General features: G+C 30.7%; 14 protein-coding genes, 1 pseudogene and 1 riboswitch. Of the genes and pseudogenes, 7 read left to right on the top strand and 8 right to left on the bottom strand.

Going from position 1 to position 13381, the window contains the following annotated elements; all coding sequences use genetic code 11:
• A pseudogene (locus ACKI32_RS05690) lies at positions 1–128 on the bottom strand (ATP phosphoribosyltransferase); the annotation flags it as partial.
• Between the two features lie 241 nt (positions 129–369).
• Here ACKI32_RS05690 and ACKI32_RS05695 point away from each other — a divergent pair.
• Entirely contained in the window at positions 370–576 is a 207-nt protein-coding gene (locus ACKI32_RS05695; RefSeq protein ID WP_407414382.1) for a histone family protein, read from the top strand.
• Positions 577–615: 39 nt separating this feature from the next.
• Entirely contained in the window at positions 616–1920 is a 1305-nt protein-coding gene (locus ACKI32_RS05700) for an amidohydrolase family protein (protein ID WP_407414384.1), read from the top strand.
• On the opposite strand, the gene tfrA is transcribed toward ACKI32_RS05700, so the two are convergent.
• A complete protein-coding gene (gene tfrA / locus ACKI32_RS05705; RefSeq protein ID WP_407414386.1) occupies positions 1913–3556 on the bottom strand; it encodes a fumarate reductase (CoM/CoB) subunit TfrA in 1644 nt (547 codons plus the stop codon). The genes ACKI32_RS05700 and tfrA overlap by 8 nt on opposite strands.
• Before the next feature lie 123 nt (positions 3557–3679).
• On the opposite strand from tfrA, the gene ACKI32_RS05710 reads away from it, so the two are divergent.
• Entirely contained in the window at positions 3680–4054 is a 375-nt protein-coding gene (locus tag ACKI32_RS05710; protein WP_407414388.1) for a DUF120 domain-containing protein, read from the top strand.
• Positions 4055–4098: 44 nt separating this feature from the next.
• Positions 4099–4231, top strand: a riboswitch (FMN riboswitch).
• Positions 4232–4282: 51 nt separating this feature from the next.
• Positions 4283–4963: a 3,4-dihydroxy-2-butanone-4-phosphate synthase gene (ribB, locus tag ACKI32_RS05715; RefSeq protein ID WP_407414390.1), complete on the top strand. Its 681-nt coding sequence runs from the start codon at positions 4283–4285 to the stop codon at positions 4961–4963.
• Between the two features lies 1 nt (position 4964).
• Here the strand turns inward: ribB and ACKI32_RS05720 are convergent, their stop codons facing one another.
• The 3 genes from ACKI32_RS05720 to gatA form a co-directional block, all read right to left on the bottom strand.
• Positions 4965–5390 (bottom strand): hypothetical protein, encoded by a 426-nt coding sequence (locus ACKI32_RS05720; protein ID WP_407414392.1) that lies wholly within the window; start codon positions 5388–5390, stop codon positions 4965–4967.
• Positions 5390–6883, bottom strand: a complete 1494-nt coding sequence (locus ACKI32_RS05725; RefSeq protein ID WP_407414394.1) for a DJ-1/PfpI family protein — start codon at positions 6881–6883, stop codon at positions 5390–5392. Before ACKI32_RS05725 ends, ACKI32_RS05720 begins: the two co-directional genes overlap by 1 nt.
• Positions 6884–6995: 112 nt before the next feature.
• Positions 6996–8366, bottom strand: coding sequence for an Asp-tRNA(Asn)/Glu-tRNA(Gln) amidotransferase subunit GatA (gene gatA / locus ACKI32_RS05730; protein ID WP_407414396.1), 1371 nt, complete (start codon positions 8364–8366; stop codon positions 6996–6998).
• 104 nt (positions 8367–8470) lie between these two features.
• On the opposite strand from gatA, the gene ACKI32_RS05735 reads away from it, so the two are divergent.
• Complete coding sequence (locus ACKI32_RS05735; protein WP_407414398.1) at positions 8471–9265, top strand: HAD family hydrolase; 795 nt, start codon at positions 8471–8473, stop codon at positions 9263–9265.
• Here ACKI32_RS05735 and ACKI32_RS05740 read toward each other — a convergent pair.
• Entirely contained in the window at positions 9246–10301 is a 1056-nt protein-coding gene (locus tag ACKI32_RS05740) for a hypothetical protein (protein WP_407414400.1), read from the bottom strand. The genes ACKI32_RS05735 and ACKI32_RS05740 overlap by 20 nt on opposite strands.
• A gap of 177 nt (positions 10302–10478) precedes the next feature.
• Here ACKI32_RS05740 and ACKI32_RS05745 point away from each other — a divergent pair, with 177 nt between their 5' ends.
• The gene (locus ACKI32_RS05745) at positions 10479–10673 is read left to right on the top strand and encodes a CopG family transcriptional regulator (RefSeq protein WP_407414402.1); all 195 of its coding nucleotides are present in this window, start codon (positions 10479–10481) and stop codon (positions 10671–10673) included.
• Entirely contained in the window at positions 10663–11958 is a 1296-nt protein-coding gene (locus ACKI32_RS05750; RefSeq protein ID WP_407414406.1) for a DNA cytosine methyltransferase, read from the top strand. Before ACKI32_RS05745 ends, ACKI32_RS05750 begins: the two co-directional genes overlap by 11 nt.
• A 2-nt stretch (positions 11959–11960) precedes the next feature.
• On the opposite strand, the gene ACKI32_RS05755 is transcribed toward ACKI32_RS05750, so the two are convergent.
• Positions 11961–12524, bottom strand: a complete 564-nt coding sequence (locus ACKI32_RS05755; RefSeq protein WP_407414408.1) for a Bsp6I family type II restriction endonuclease — start codon at positions 12522–12524, stop codon at positions 11961–11963.
• Between the two features lie 112 nt (positions 12525–12636).
• Entirely contained in the window at positions 12637–13350 is a 714-nt protein-coding gene (locus tag ACKI32_RS05760) for a sugar phosphate isomerase/epimerase family protein (protein WP_407414410.1), read from the bottom strand.
• Between the last annotated feature and the right edge of the window lie 31 nt (positions 13351–13381).

Raw genomic sequence — 13381 nt, forward strand, 5'->3', positions numbered from 1 at the left:
TCATTAAATGTTTTAGAAATTAGTTTGCGATTGCTTTTATCAATTAATCCTAAACCTGCCTTTTCTAAGATGTTTATAGAAGGTTCACTTATTCTTCCTTTAGAAGGAACAGCAATTTTTATTTTCATCATATCTCTCAAAATTTTTTTCCAGTTATATTTTATTATATCCTTATTATTAATATTTTTTTTTCATAGTAATAATTATTATAAGTTATAATTAATTTTGTGTTATTATTTTTATCTTATTTTGTGTAAAATCCCCTATTTTTGCAAAATATTTAAATATAAGGTTATCTTATATGTTATTTAACTTATGATTTTGGCTGTTATAATCATAAGTTTTAATTGAATTTTGTGAGGTGAAAATATGTCTGAAATACCAAAAGCTCCTATCGCAAGAATTATTAAAGAATCTGGTGCAGAAAGAGTTAGCGAAGATGCAAAAGCTGAATTAGCTGCATACTTAGAAGAAGTTGCTCGTGATGTTGCTAAAGAAGCAAACAATGTTGCTAAAATCGCAAAACGTAAAACTGTTAAAGCAGATGATATTAAATTAGCTATCAAAAACTTATAAATTAGCTAATTATCTTTTTTATTTTTTTTAGGTGTTATTATGAGTGATAATACTATTTTAATTAAAAACGCATTTATTTTAAGTCCAAACAAAAATTTTGAAGGAAAGAAATCAGTTTTAATCAAAGATGATATAATTGCTGAAATTTCAGATGGAATCGAAGAAAATAATGTAGATAAAATTATTGATGCCACTGGAAAGATTTTACTTCCAGGATTAGTTAATACTCATACTCATTTATCAATGACTTTATTTAGAGGATTAGCAGACGATTTGAGTTTAGATAGTTGGTTAAATGATCATATATGGCCAATGGAAGCTAATCTTAATGGTGATTATTGTTATATTGGTGCTCTTTTGGGGGCAGTTGAACTTATCAAGTCAGGAACAACTACTTTCTCAGACATGTACTTTTATATGGAAGATGTTGCCCGTGCAGTTGATGAGGCAGGAATCAGAGCAGTATTGTCATATGGAATGATTGATTTTGGAGACAGCGAAAGACGTGAAAACGAAATTAAAGAAAATTTAACATTATATAATTCCTGCAATGGAATGGCTGATGGAAGAATTAAAGTATTTTTCGGTCCTCATTCTCCATACACGGCTTCTGAAGAGTTATTAGTTAAAGTCCGTGAGTTAGCTGATGAATACAATATGGGAATCCACATTCATGTAAGTGAAACTCAAAAGGAAATTAATGACGTATCTGAGGAAAAAGGATTAAGGCCATTTGAATATTTGGATAAGATTGGATTTTTAGGTCCTGATGTTGTTGCTGCACATTCAGTATGGTTAAGTGATAACGAGATTGAAATAATTAAGAAAAACAATGTTAAAGTATCACATAACCCATGCAGTAATATGAAATTGGCTTCAGGAATTGCTCCTGTTTCCAAATTAATTGAAAATGATATTTGTGTTTCTATTGGAACTGATGGTGCTTCTTCAAATAATAATTTAGATTTAATTGAAGAGTTAAAAACAGCAAGCCTACTTCAAAAGGTATCAACTCTTGACCCTAAGGTTTTAACTTCAGATGAAGCAATAGCCATGGGTACTATTAAAGGCGCTGAAGCTTTAGGCCTTGATGATGAGATAGGCTCAATTGAAGTTGGTAAAAAAGCAGATATTATTTTAATAGATACAAATTCAGCCAATATGGTTCCGGATAGTTCTTATTTAAGTTCTAATGTTATTTACTCAGCTAATGGTTCTAATGTTGATACAACCATTTGTAATGGTAAAATATTAATGGAAAATAAAGAGTTGACCGTATTGGATGAACAAGAAATTTATGATAAGGCTAGACAAGCTATTAAAGAATTAAAAGAAGCTATCTAGCTTCAAATTCTATTTTTTCTTTATTTATTACAATACTTCTTTTCCATTCATCTTTAGTTTCAGGAAAATCAGATCTAAAGTGTGCTCCTCTACTTTCCCTACGTAGGATTGCAGATTTAACGGTTAAAATACAAATTTCAACCATATTTATTACTTCAAGGGCTGTTACAAGGTCATTATTATATTGTTTTTTATCACTAACATCTAAATTAACAAGCTCTTCTTTCATTTCTAGAAGTTCTTTTAAAGCTTCGTTTAAGGTTTTTTCATCTCTTACAATAGCTACTTTTTGCCACATTAAATTTTTGATGTTATTTTTAAACTCTTTAGGCTTTATAGTGCCTTTTTTAATTAGATTTTCAATTCTTGAAGCTTCTTTTTTAACTTCGCTGTCATTTGTCTTTAAGTCAGTGGTTTTGCAGGCTTCAGATGCACTCACACCCGCTATTTTTCCAAATACCTGTGTATCGGCTAGGGCATTTCCACCTAAACGGTTTGCTCCGTGAACTCCACCGCAGACTTCTCCGGCACCAAATAGGTTTTTAAGGGATGTTGAAGCGTCAGTATTTATTTTTAAACCACCCATAAAGTGATGCGCTGTTGGAGCTACTTCGATTGGCCCATGTTTAATGTCTACACCAACATTTTCAAATTGTAAAACCATTGTTTCGAGTTTTTCATCAATGTAGTCGTCATCTAAGTGTGAGATATCAAGATAAACTCCTCCATTTTCAGTTCCTCTTCCTTCAATAATTTCCTGATAAATTGAACGAGCAACAACGTCACGTGTAGCTAGTTCCATTTTTTCTGGAGCATATTTTGACATTAATCTTTCACCATCAGTATTGATGAGCTTTCCACCTTCTGCCCTTACGGCTTCAGTTACCAATACTCCCTTTTTAGATTCAGGTGCCACCATTCCTGTTGGGTGGAATTGGATTTGTTCCATATCAACCAGATTGGCTCCGGCTCTATATGCTATAGCAAAACCATCTCCATTTTTTTGGAAGGTGTTGGATGTTACAGGGTATAGTTGTCCAGCTCCTCCACTAGCAAGTATTACAGATTTTGCTTTAAAGTATATTAAACTTGAATCTTTTAAATCTAGACCAGTAGCACCGATTACTTGATTGCCATCAGTTACAAGTGAAGTTATCATCACTTCTTCAATGCATTCAATATCTCTTTTAATGATTTCTTCTTTTAATGCATTTAATAACTCAGCACCTGTTCTATCTCCTTGATAACAGGTTCTTCTATAGGTTTGACCACCAAAAGGCCTTTGATCGATTTCGCCTGATTCTTGACGGTCAAATAATGCACCATAATTTTCAAGATCTATTAATCTTTTCGGTGATTCATTGACAAGTATTTCAACTAGCTTTTTGTCATTGAGATAGCTTCCACCTTTAAGAGTGTCATGAATATGAGCATCAATTGAGTCGTTTTTATCAACGGTTTTAAAAACAGCATTGTATCCACCTTCTGCCATTCCAGTACATCCTGACCTAAATGATAAACCTTTAGATACAATAATAGCTTTTAAACCTGCATCGTCAACTTCAATAGCAGCTCTTGAACCTGCTCCACCAGATCCGATGATTAATACGTCTGTTGAGATAGTTTTTATTTCCATTTGTATTACCCTGTAAAAATTTTGTTATAGTAATACTTATTATTTTTAATTGTTAAATAAATTTCTTCAAAAATATTTATAAATTAAAAGAATTAATGTATTGTTATAGAATGAGGGTGTTTTATGAAAATTAATGGGGAAGTTACAACCGGCCTTGGAAAAGCAGCGTTTTTTTTATCACAAGATTTTTACACCAACGAATTTAAGAAAAATTTAGGTTTTGTTCCCTATCCTGGAACATTAAATGTTGTTGTCAGTGAAGAGTATTTAGATGAAATAAATGAAATTAAAGACTCTTGTGAAAATTTAATAAAACCTGATGAAGGTTTTGGAGCTGTTAAATATATTGAAGCAAAATTAAATGACGATATTAATGGAGCAATTGTTTTTCCAGCTAAAACTACCCATGATGAAAACTATTTAGAATTTATCGCTGAGGATAAATTAAGAGATAAATTAGACCTTAAAGATGAGGATATTGTATCTCTTGAATTTTGATTTTTTACCAAAAAGTATTTTATACATGATGAATATATTTGATAATACGTTCTCAGGGGCGGGTGCAATTCCCCACCGGTGGTGATTTTTAAAAAATAAGTCCACGAGCACAAAAAACGTGTTGATTTGGTGAAATTCCAAAACCGACGGTGACAGTCCGGATGGAAGAGAAAAAATAGTTGTTTAGTTATTTTTAACCCTGGTTCTAGTAAATAAGGAGATGTTACTATGAATCAAGAAACAAATTTAGATAAAGCTTTAGAAGCCATTAGAAATGGTGAGTTTGTACTAGTTTTCGATGATGATGATAGGGAAGGAGAAGTTGATATGATTATCGCTTCTGAGTTTGTAACCCCTAAATCAATTGCAACCATGAGAAACGACGCTGGTGGTTTAATCTGCAATTGTTTACATGCTGATTTTTGTGAAGCTATTCATTTACCATTTATGGTTGATATCATGAAAGCAGCTACCGAAAAATTCCCAGAATTGGCTGAACTTGCACCTACTGACATTCCATACGATGAAAGATCATCTTTTTCAGTTTGGGCAAATCATAGAAAATCTTTCACTGGTGTAACTGACCATGATAGGGCAATGACCATTAGTGAAATGGCTTTAATGATGAAAGAAGAAAGATTTGATGAATTTGGAGCTACTTTTAGGTCTCCAGGTCATGTATGTCTTTTAAGAGGAGCAGATGGGCTTGTTAAAAACAGACAAGGACACACAGAGATTGGCCTTGCATTATGTGAGTTAGCTGGTGTTACTCCTGTTTGTGTAGTTTGTGAAATGATGGATGGTGAAACCGGACAAGCTACTTCAATTGCTGATGCTCGCAAATACGCCGAAGAAAACGATTTGGTTTTACTTAGAGGCGAAGACATCATTAACAAATATTTAGAATAGGCTAATTATACATATTAGCATTATTAAATTTTTTATTATTAATATACTCTACAATGAATTGTGTTATTTGTTGGATTTTATAGGAATTATAGATGCTAAAGGCAACGTATTTACCGTCATGCATTTTTATTTCTATACCATCTTTGACTTCTTTTGATTTACCTATTAAGGCAATTTTATCCCATACAATACGTAATGTCTTACTTTTTAGGGCGTTTTCAATGTAAATTCCGTCTTCTTTTATTCTAACAACCCTTACAATACGACGATTTTTATCAGACCCGATTTGTATGTCACCGTTTTCATCAAACACATAATCAGGAATAAAACAAGTTGCTTTCCAACCCTGTTTAATTTTTTTTAAAACATGTGCACGGTCTTTTTTTGTGAGTTTAACACCTTTTTCAGGGCTTAAGTTAAGTGCCATTAAATCACCTTACTTTTGATTTCATCAAAGGAGTAAATTTTATTAAATTCGACTTCACGGGCCATAGCGATTATTTCATCAATATTTAGATTGTTTTCGATTAATTCCATTGCATGATGAGTGAATAATTCATATCTTATTTCAACTTCAGGAATAAATCCTCTCATATCAGCTGATTTTAATTTAGGAAGTTTTAGTACTTTTTTGACATTTGTGTTGTTTTGAATATATGGAACTACATTGTCGAATATATTATCGTTGTAAACTTTATTTAGTAATATTGCTTCTACAGAGACTCCGAATTTTTCAAGCATATTTGCATGGGAAACCAAATCTATAGCTGCTGATTCAATTCCACCTTTATTAACACCTGAAGCTAATATCATTGGGATATTTGATGACATTGCAATTTCAGCTGCTGAAAATGGAACTTTTTCATTTAACAATCCTGTAAATACACTCATTACACCTTCAATCAATACAATGTCATAGTCTGATGAGTTCAATTTTTTTATTGTAGATTCAATATCTTTCCAGCCTAAGTGTCCAATTTTTACAGAGGCAAAGTCTTCCATTTTACCTTTTGTCAAATATAATCCTGGTATAATGTCACGTACATCCGGGCCTACTTTTAGAAGTGCAACTTTATATCCTCTTTTTCTAAGTGCACCTGCAAGGCCAGTTAAAATAAATGTTTTACCGGAATCGGACCCATTACTTCCAATCATTAGGTATTTAGGTTTTTCATTTGGTGTAATTTCAGGTATTTTTATGTTAGTGTTTATTCCAACTTCACTTTGAAGGAATTTTTTTACTTCGATATTTCTATTGTAAATTTCATCAATGTTTGTAGCATCTATTTGTTCTAATAGATTTTCTACAAGAACTGGATTTTCATCTAATATTCCATGAATCATGGTTCCAATAACGTTTCCATCATCGTTACATGCACCAGAAAATATGTTATAGTCTCCTTTTTCATTTGTATCTCCATAATTCATTCTTTGAACTTGAGAATAAAATAGTGGTTTAGCATCTCCTTCAACTTTACCGTAAGTGTGTGTATGAAAACCATCAACGTCTTCAGTTTGGTTTTTTACAAAAAATGAGTTATTAAATACTTTTGCTTTTACACGATCACTTGTAATTAATGGTGAGAAATTTACATCGATTAGCCCTAAACCATCTTTTACGATAGGGACTGGGGATTTTCTACCGATATCTATTTGATTAGATAATAATTGAAATCCGGCACATATTCCTATAATTGGTTTTCCATCACGGGCCATTTTTTTAATTTCTGTATTTAAATCCATATTTATATCATTTGACTCGATTAATGTTCCACCAGGAATAATTAATGCATCTAATTCTTCTGAAGCCTTATTACCATTTACTAATCCGTTTTCTTTAACAATATCTGTTGGTAAATTTCCAAAATCTTCAAATCCCGGAACCGCTCCACTAATATAGGCAAGTCCAATTCTTGTCATAAAATAACCTCTGAATATAAGTTTATTTTATAAAGTATATAAAGGTGTATTTCAAGTGTAAAATTATTTTTGTATTCACACTTTAATAGTTTAAAATTTTAAAAAAAGAGAATTATTGAGTGTTTTCGAAAACACTCATAGCTTTAATAATTTTTAAGTCATCTAATGGTTTAGCTTGTATTTGCAATCCAACAGGAATACCATCTACTTCACCGGCAGGTATACTTGCTGCTGGAATTCCTGCAAGGTTAGCTATTACTGTTAAAATATCGTAAGCATACATTTCCATAGGTTCTAATTCTTGACCTATTTCGTGAGGAAGTTTTGGAACTGTAGGACCTACAATTAAATCAACATTTTCAAGCATTGAGGTAATTTCACCTCTAATAACAGATCTTGCTTTTAATGCTTGTTTGTAATATTTACCACTAAATTCAGCTTCTGCAATGTGAGAACCGATTTTGATTCTTCTTAAAACTTCATCTCCACATACTTCTTCAATTCTGGAACCATAATCTCTTCCATCGTATTTTCTTGTAGCGGAGAAGAATTCCACGTAGTTGATTAAGTAGTATGTTGGTAAACATAAATCAATATAATCGAAACTAACTTCAACAAGCTCAGCACCAGCGTCAACTAATTTATTGATAGCTTGATTAACAGTTTTGTTGATTTCTTCATCGGTAACATCAATGAATTCTTTACATACAGCTATTTTCATGCCTTCTAGACTGGTATCATCCAATACTTCGGTGAAATCTGGTTTATCCCAGTTTAGGGTTGTACATTCGGTTTCATCGTATTTTGCAATAGTATTTAGTGCAATTGCAATGCCGCTTACATCATTTGCAAGAGGTCCGATTTGGTCCAAACTCATTGATAAATCGAGTAATCCTTGTCTTGAAACAGCACCATATGTTGGTTTAAATCCTACTACACCACAGTGGGATGCTGGGTTTCTGATAGACCCACCAGTGTCAGAGCCGATAGATATATCACACATTTCAGCTGCAACAGCTGCTGCACATCCACCAGATGAACCACCAGGGATTCTGCCCATAGCCTTTGGGTTTTGGGTAGGTCCATAGTATGAAGTTTCAGTTGAACTTCCAGCTGCAAATTCATCCATATTTAAAATACCAATGATTATTCCATCTTCTTTTAGGATTTCGTCAACAACAGTAGCGTTATAACTTCCAATGTAGTCTTCTAGGGTTTTGGAAGCTGCTGAAATAATCATATCTTCAACATTAATGTTTGCTTTTATACCAAATACAAGACCAGCTAAAGCACCAACTTCATCTCCATTAGCTATTTTTTCATCGATAGCTTCTGCCTGTGATAATGCATTTTCCTTATTTAATTCAAGAAATGCATTAATGGTTTCGTTATTTTCATCGATAACTTTAATGAAGTTTTCTACATTTTCTTTAGCTGTCATTTCTCCATTTTTAATGGAGTTTAACTTTTCAATAACGTTCATTAAAACACCTAAAATAATCGTAAATTTATAATATTTCTATTTTGTTTTTTAAAGTTTATAAAGTTTCATAAACTTTTAAATATTTTTTTGATATATTTATAATCATGAAAAAAGCTATAGTATTTGATAACTCAGGAACATTAATTGAAAGATACAGAGTTATTAAGGATGTTTTAAATGGAAATTTATTCACTGACATTAACTCACTTGATTTAATTGATGCAGCCGATTCATTGGCTTTGGTTGTTCTTCAATTCAACACAAATAAACTTTTAAAATTAAATCAGGATACCTTAATTTCCGATGTTATCAAAGAATATGACATTGACTTTGATATCAGCTTTTCAACAAAACAGGTTTCCAAAGCTGAGGTTAAGGATATTTTAGACAATGAAAAGTCAACCACCATTTCAGACATCACTGATGGATTTGACATTTTACGTGAAAAAATTCCACAAATGGAATTGTGCAATGGATCTGCATTAATTGTTGATATGGATTTGGGTGTTGTTGCATATACCATTACTTCCGCTGGTAAGTTTTTCCCGAAAGTATTTGAGACAATCGAAACCTTGAAATCTCGTGGAATAGAAATTTATATTGCTTCAGGAGACAGAAAAGGCGCCATTAACAGATTGGCCAATATGCTGGATGTTCCAGAAGACAATGCCTATGGAACTGTTTCTACTAGAGGCAAATGTGAGGTAGTGTCTATCTTAAAGGATGCTGGCTATAAGGTCATGATGGTTGGGGATGGTTTAAACGATATTTTAGCGTTTAAAAAGGCTGATGTTAGTGTGCTGACCATTGAACAACAGGAAGAAGTCTCTCCAAAGATGTTGGACAAGACAGATTATGTTATTGAAGATATCTTTGACGTTACAATGATTGATTTTTAACAAATTCATCCAATTCTTTAATCAATTCTTCATGTTTGGAATCAAATACAACTTGCAATGTATTTCTAGGTACTATAACTTCAATTGATTCTGATGTTTTATCAAATTTTTCGAATTTAAGACGATAGTTTCCATCATTTAATTCATAATTATCAATTCTAACTTTTCCTTCAACTAAAACATCAATAAATGTTTTTCCTTCATTTTTGCAGATGATTTTAGAATCTTTGTCTTCTTTTTTTATACAAAATGGACAACATAAAATTTCATTATTGGAATGACAATATAATCCATTTTTTAATTCTTTATTTATCTTGTTTTCACTGTTTTTATTTCTAATTGATTTCAAATAGTAATATTTGTTTTTTTCTGCCATTATTGCTATTTGTTTTATCTGAAATCCTTTATATATACCTAATAGCTCATATGAACCTATATTTTTAGGTTTTTCCACTTTAGATGGGTTAATTAATTTATCATCTGATAAAACTAAGTCACTATATGTTTCAAATTCATCTAAATCACATTTTTCATAGAATTTATCATCAAAGATATTCAATAAATAATCTTCTTTTAAATTAGATTTTACTATTACGTAATATTTATCATCATCAAATTGTGATTCAGGTATTGTTACTAACAATTGATTATTTTTAAATGTTTTTACTTCAACAAAAGGAGCATTTTTAACCATTTTCCAATTTCCATTATTGTATAAAGCTAATGGAATAATTTTGTTTTCTTTTTTTAGACCAATTAAATCAGGAGAATTCTTTTTTGTGTCTTGACCATAAATAAAATTATCCTCAACTATTGAATAATCTTTTTTTTCAACTAGTTGGTTTAATATTAATCTTTCAGGTAGTTTTTGTATCCAATGATCTAAATAACAACCAATCATCTCAGTTTTATTCCCAACTTTTTGGTAATGGTTTCTGTCATTTTTGTATTTTAGTGCGGTCCAATAGCAGGTTCTATATAAGTCTTTTTTAGTTATATCCACTTTTAGAATACTTAGATTTTCATTATTTATCATTTTTATTCCTCTTTTAAATTTTTATAATAAAAATTTTATTTTTTAAATAATTATTCTTTTTTAAAGTGTGTAAAAGTGATTTTACACACTGTCGCACTTGCGATAGATTTAAATATTATTGAAAATATATTAAGATACACAGATTATACTCTAATAATACTCTAATATGGTGTAAATATGAGTGATAATATTAAAAGAGTACAAGTTAATTTTACTATAGAACAATATAACCTTCTTCAAAAATTCAAAGGAGAATTAGGAAATAGTGATTCTGAAGTAGTCAGAAATATTATTTTATTCTGGCTTTTAGAAAATTCAGTAATATCTGAAGTACTCAAATCAAAATTAATGGAGGATAATTATGAAAAATAAAATTATTAGTCTTTTCACTGGTGCAGGTGGGCTAGATTGGGGGTTTCATAATTCAAATAATTATGAATTAATAGTTTCTAATGAAATTTTAAAACCACATCTAAAAACATATACAGATAATCATAATCTTCCTCTAGAGGATATCAACAACTATAATGATGAAGTTGGTGTTGCTGTTTGTGGAGATGTTCATGAATTAAAGGTTTCTAATAAAACTGATGTGATAATGGGTGGTCCGCCTTGTCAAGATTTTTCTGTTTTAAGAGGTAGTGATAACAGAGCTGGATTTACCGTTACTCGAGGAAAATTATATGAACAATATTTAAGAATTTTGGAATCTAGTAATCCTAAAGTTTTTGTTTTTGAAAATGTTGTTGGTATGGTTTCAGCTAATAAAGGCGCTGCTTACGAAGCTATTCAGGAAGATTTTATTAATGCAGGTTATGAATTAATCTACAATGATATTTTAAATATTGCAGATATTGGTGCTCCTCAAGCAAGAAAAAGATTAATCATCATTGGTCTTAAAAAAGAATTGGTTTGTAATGAAGTTTATGAAATTATTAATGAGTATCTTTTTAATCAATTATTAAATAAATATCCTATCACTCCTTTAGAAGTATTTGAAGGGAAAGTTTTAACAGATTTAAATGATCAATATGTTAAAATTATTAAAGAATTTGAACATTCAATGGATGGTATAGATAATGAATCTGCAATTAAATGGTTTGAAGAATTTCAGAATTTAGATTTTGATATTAAAAAAGATTATTTCAAAGCTAATAACATTGATAAAGTAACTGATGATGAATTTAAAAATGCAATGGATAAACATAAAGAAATTTTAGAAATCCTTGGATTTTTAGGTAAAAAAGTTGATGAACAGCAATTTTTAGATGATTCTAATAACAGAGGCAGACGTAATAGAAAAGTTATTGAAAGGATGCATCACATTCCACCTTATTATAACTTCAAAGCTGTAGATAATACTGAATGGAAAGTTAAAGGTCTTATGAGCAATATTTATAAAAGAATTCATCCTTTAAAACCTTCTCCAACTATTATTGCATATGGTGGAGGGGGGACTGGTGGATATCATTATGAATATGACAGACAAGGATTAACTAATAGGGAAAGAGCTAGACTACAGACATTTCCTGATAATTATCTATTCAATGGTAAAACTTCTGAAATTAGAGCTCAAATTGGTGAAGCTGTTCCACCAATTGCCAGTTATTGGATTGAAAAGGCTGTCAGTGAAATTTTAGATTTAGTTAAAAAATAAATTTATAAATCATTTAAATTAAAACTACCAATTGGTTTTATTTTAAGTGGTTTAATTAAACTTTTTTTAATATGAAAACGAGGTCTCACTCCTCTTTTTTGCTGATCTCTAAATGTTTCATTTCTATTCATTGGATAGTTATAAACACTTTCATTTGGAATTAAATAAACATCAAAACAACCATCGTATGTTTCATTTGGATAAAAATCCATAAAATAAAGTTCATCCCATATTGATCTAGGTCCAAATGATGTTAAATCATCTTTAACACTTGTAGCTTTTATTTGTATTCTAGATTGTGTTTTAGGGTTATAACAATCAAAAGAACTATGTTCAATACCTGAGACATTATTTACTCTCCAACAATCATAAACTAAACAAAATATTAATTCACTAATTTCTGGAAAATTAAGCCTTCTACATCCATATTCATTTAATTTGGTTGATAATTTATTCCATAAGTTATACATTTGGAGCAAACTTTTACTATCGCTTTTTTCTACAATTTCTACTTCAGCGCAATAATGTTTACCATCTAAAATTAGCTCTTTAGTTTCCCTTTTCATATTTTTATTTATTTTTTCTGTTGATATAATATTGTTTCTATTATGAAATTATATCTTTTAACTTATAAGTTATAACTTATAACTAATAACTATTAAAAAAATAATATAGAAGTTATAAGTTTTCAATAACTTCCTTACTTTTTAAAATATTATTAAAATTATTCAATTCAATTATTCCAATGTCAATCTTTTTTAATAATTCCAAATCGAGTGTTCCTTCACCTAAAGTTATATGCTGGTCTTTTATTCCATTGTTATCGTTTAAATGACAATAGCTAATGTTTTTTAACTCAAGCATTTCTTCCAGGTTACCACATGTGTTTCCATGACCTGTGTCTATGGTTAGGCTACAACCGGTTTCTTCCTGAATTCTTTCAAGTTCCTCAACTTTGTTTGCTAAAAATGCTTCACGCACAGGCATGTTTTCCACTGAGATTTCCACATTGGTGTTATCGATTATTTTTCCGACACTTTCTATTGCCATTTCAAGTGCCCAGTTTCTGAGACGTGGTTCGTTTCTGCCGATTTTTCCGGGATGTACTGTTATTGTTTTTGCACCTATTTTTTCAGCATATTCCCCGCAGAATATCATCTGGCGAACACTTTCATCCCTGATTCCTGAATTTATACTAGCTATATTAATGTCCACTGTTGCAGCGTGCATTCTTATATCAAGGCCACAATCCTTAAATTCTAAATTATCTTTTGTATAAAAAGGCTCTTCGGCCAGTATTTCAATCATTTCAAAATCGTGTTTTTTAGCCAGATTAATGATATGGTTGTGATCTTTCATAAATAGTGCAAGTGTTGTAAATCCTATAATCATATTTAAATATATGAATTTTCAATATAATAAA

It is taken from the genome of Methanobrevibacter sp. (assembly GCF_045611865.1).
In the GTDB taxonomy this organism is placed as follows: Archaea; Methanobacteriota; Methanobacteria; order Methanobacteriales; family Methanobacteriaceae; genus Methanocatella.

Bases quoted from the DNA above. Each gene is read 5' to 3' on its own strand.
- ACKI32_RS05695 (WP_407414382.1), top strand. From the start codon at position 370: ATGTCTGAAATACCAAAAGCTCCTATCGCAAGAATTATTAAAGAATCT.
- ACKI32_RS05700 (WP_407414384.1), top strand. From the start codon at position 616: ATGAGTGATAATACTATTTTAATTAAAAACGCATTTATTTTAAGTCCA.
- tfrA (WP_407414386.1), bottom strand. From the start codon at position 3,556: ATGGAAATAAAAACTATCTCAACAGACGTATTAATCATCGGATCTGGT.
- ACKI32_RS05710 (WP_407414388.1), top strand. From the start codon at position 3,680: ATGAAAATTAATGGGGAAGTTACAACCGGCCTTGGAAAAGCAGCGTTT.
- ribB (WP_407414390.1), top strand. From the start codon at position 4,283: ATGAATCAAGAAACAAATTTAGATAAAGCTTTAGAAGCCATTAGAAAT.
- ACKI32_RS05720 (WP_407414392.1), bottom strand. From the start codon at position 5,390: ATGGCACTTAACTTAAGCCCTGAAAAAGGTGTTAAACTCACAAAAAAA.
- ACKI32_RS05725 (WP_407414394.1), bottom strand. From the start codon at position 6,883: ATGACAAGAATTGGACTTGCCTATATTAGTGGAGCGGTTCCGGGATTT.
- gatA (WP_407414396.1), bottom strand. From the start codon at position 8,366: ATGAACGTTATTGAAAAGTTAAACTCCATTAAAAATGGAGAAATGACA.
- ACKI32_RS05735 (WP_407414398.1), top strand. From the start codon at position 8,471: ATGAAAAAAGCTATAGTATTTGATAACTCAGGAACATTAATTGAAAGA.
- ACKI32_RS05740 (WP_407414400.1), bottom strand. From the start codon at position 10,301: ATGATAAATAATGAAAATCTAAGTATTCTAAAAGTGGATATAACTAAA.
- ACKI32_RS05745 (WP_407414402.1), top strand. From the start codon at position 10,479: ATGAGTGATAATATTAAAAGAGTACAAGTTAATTTTACTATAGAACAA.
- ACKI32_RS05750 (WP_407414406.1), top strand. From the start codon at position 10,663: ATGAAAAATAAAATTATTAGTCTTTTCACTGGTGCAGGTGGGCTAGAT.
- ACKI32_RS05755 (WP_407414408.1), bottom strand. From the start codon at position 12,524: ATGAAAAGGGAAACTAAAGAGCTAATTTTAGATGGTAAACATTATTGC.
- ACKI32_RS05760 (WP_407414410.1), bottom strand. From the start codon at position 13,350: ATGATTATAGGATTTACAACACTTGCACTATTTATGAAAGATCACAAC.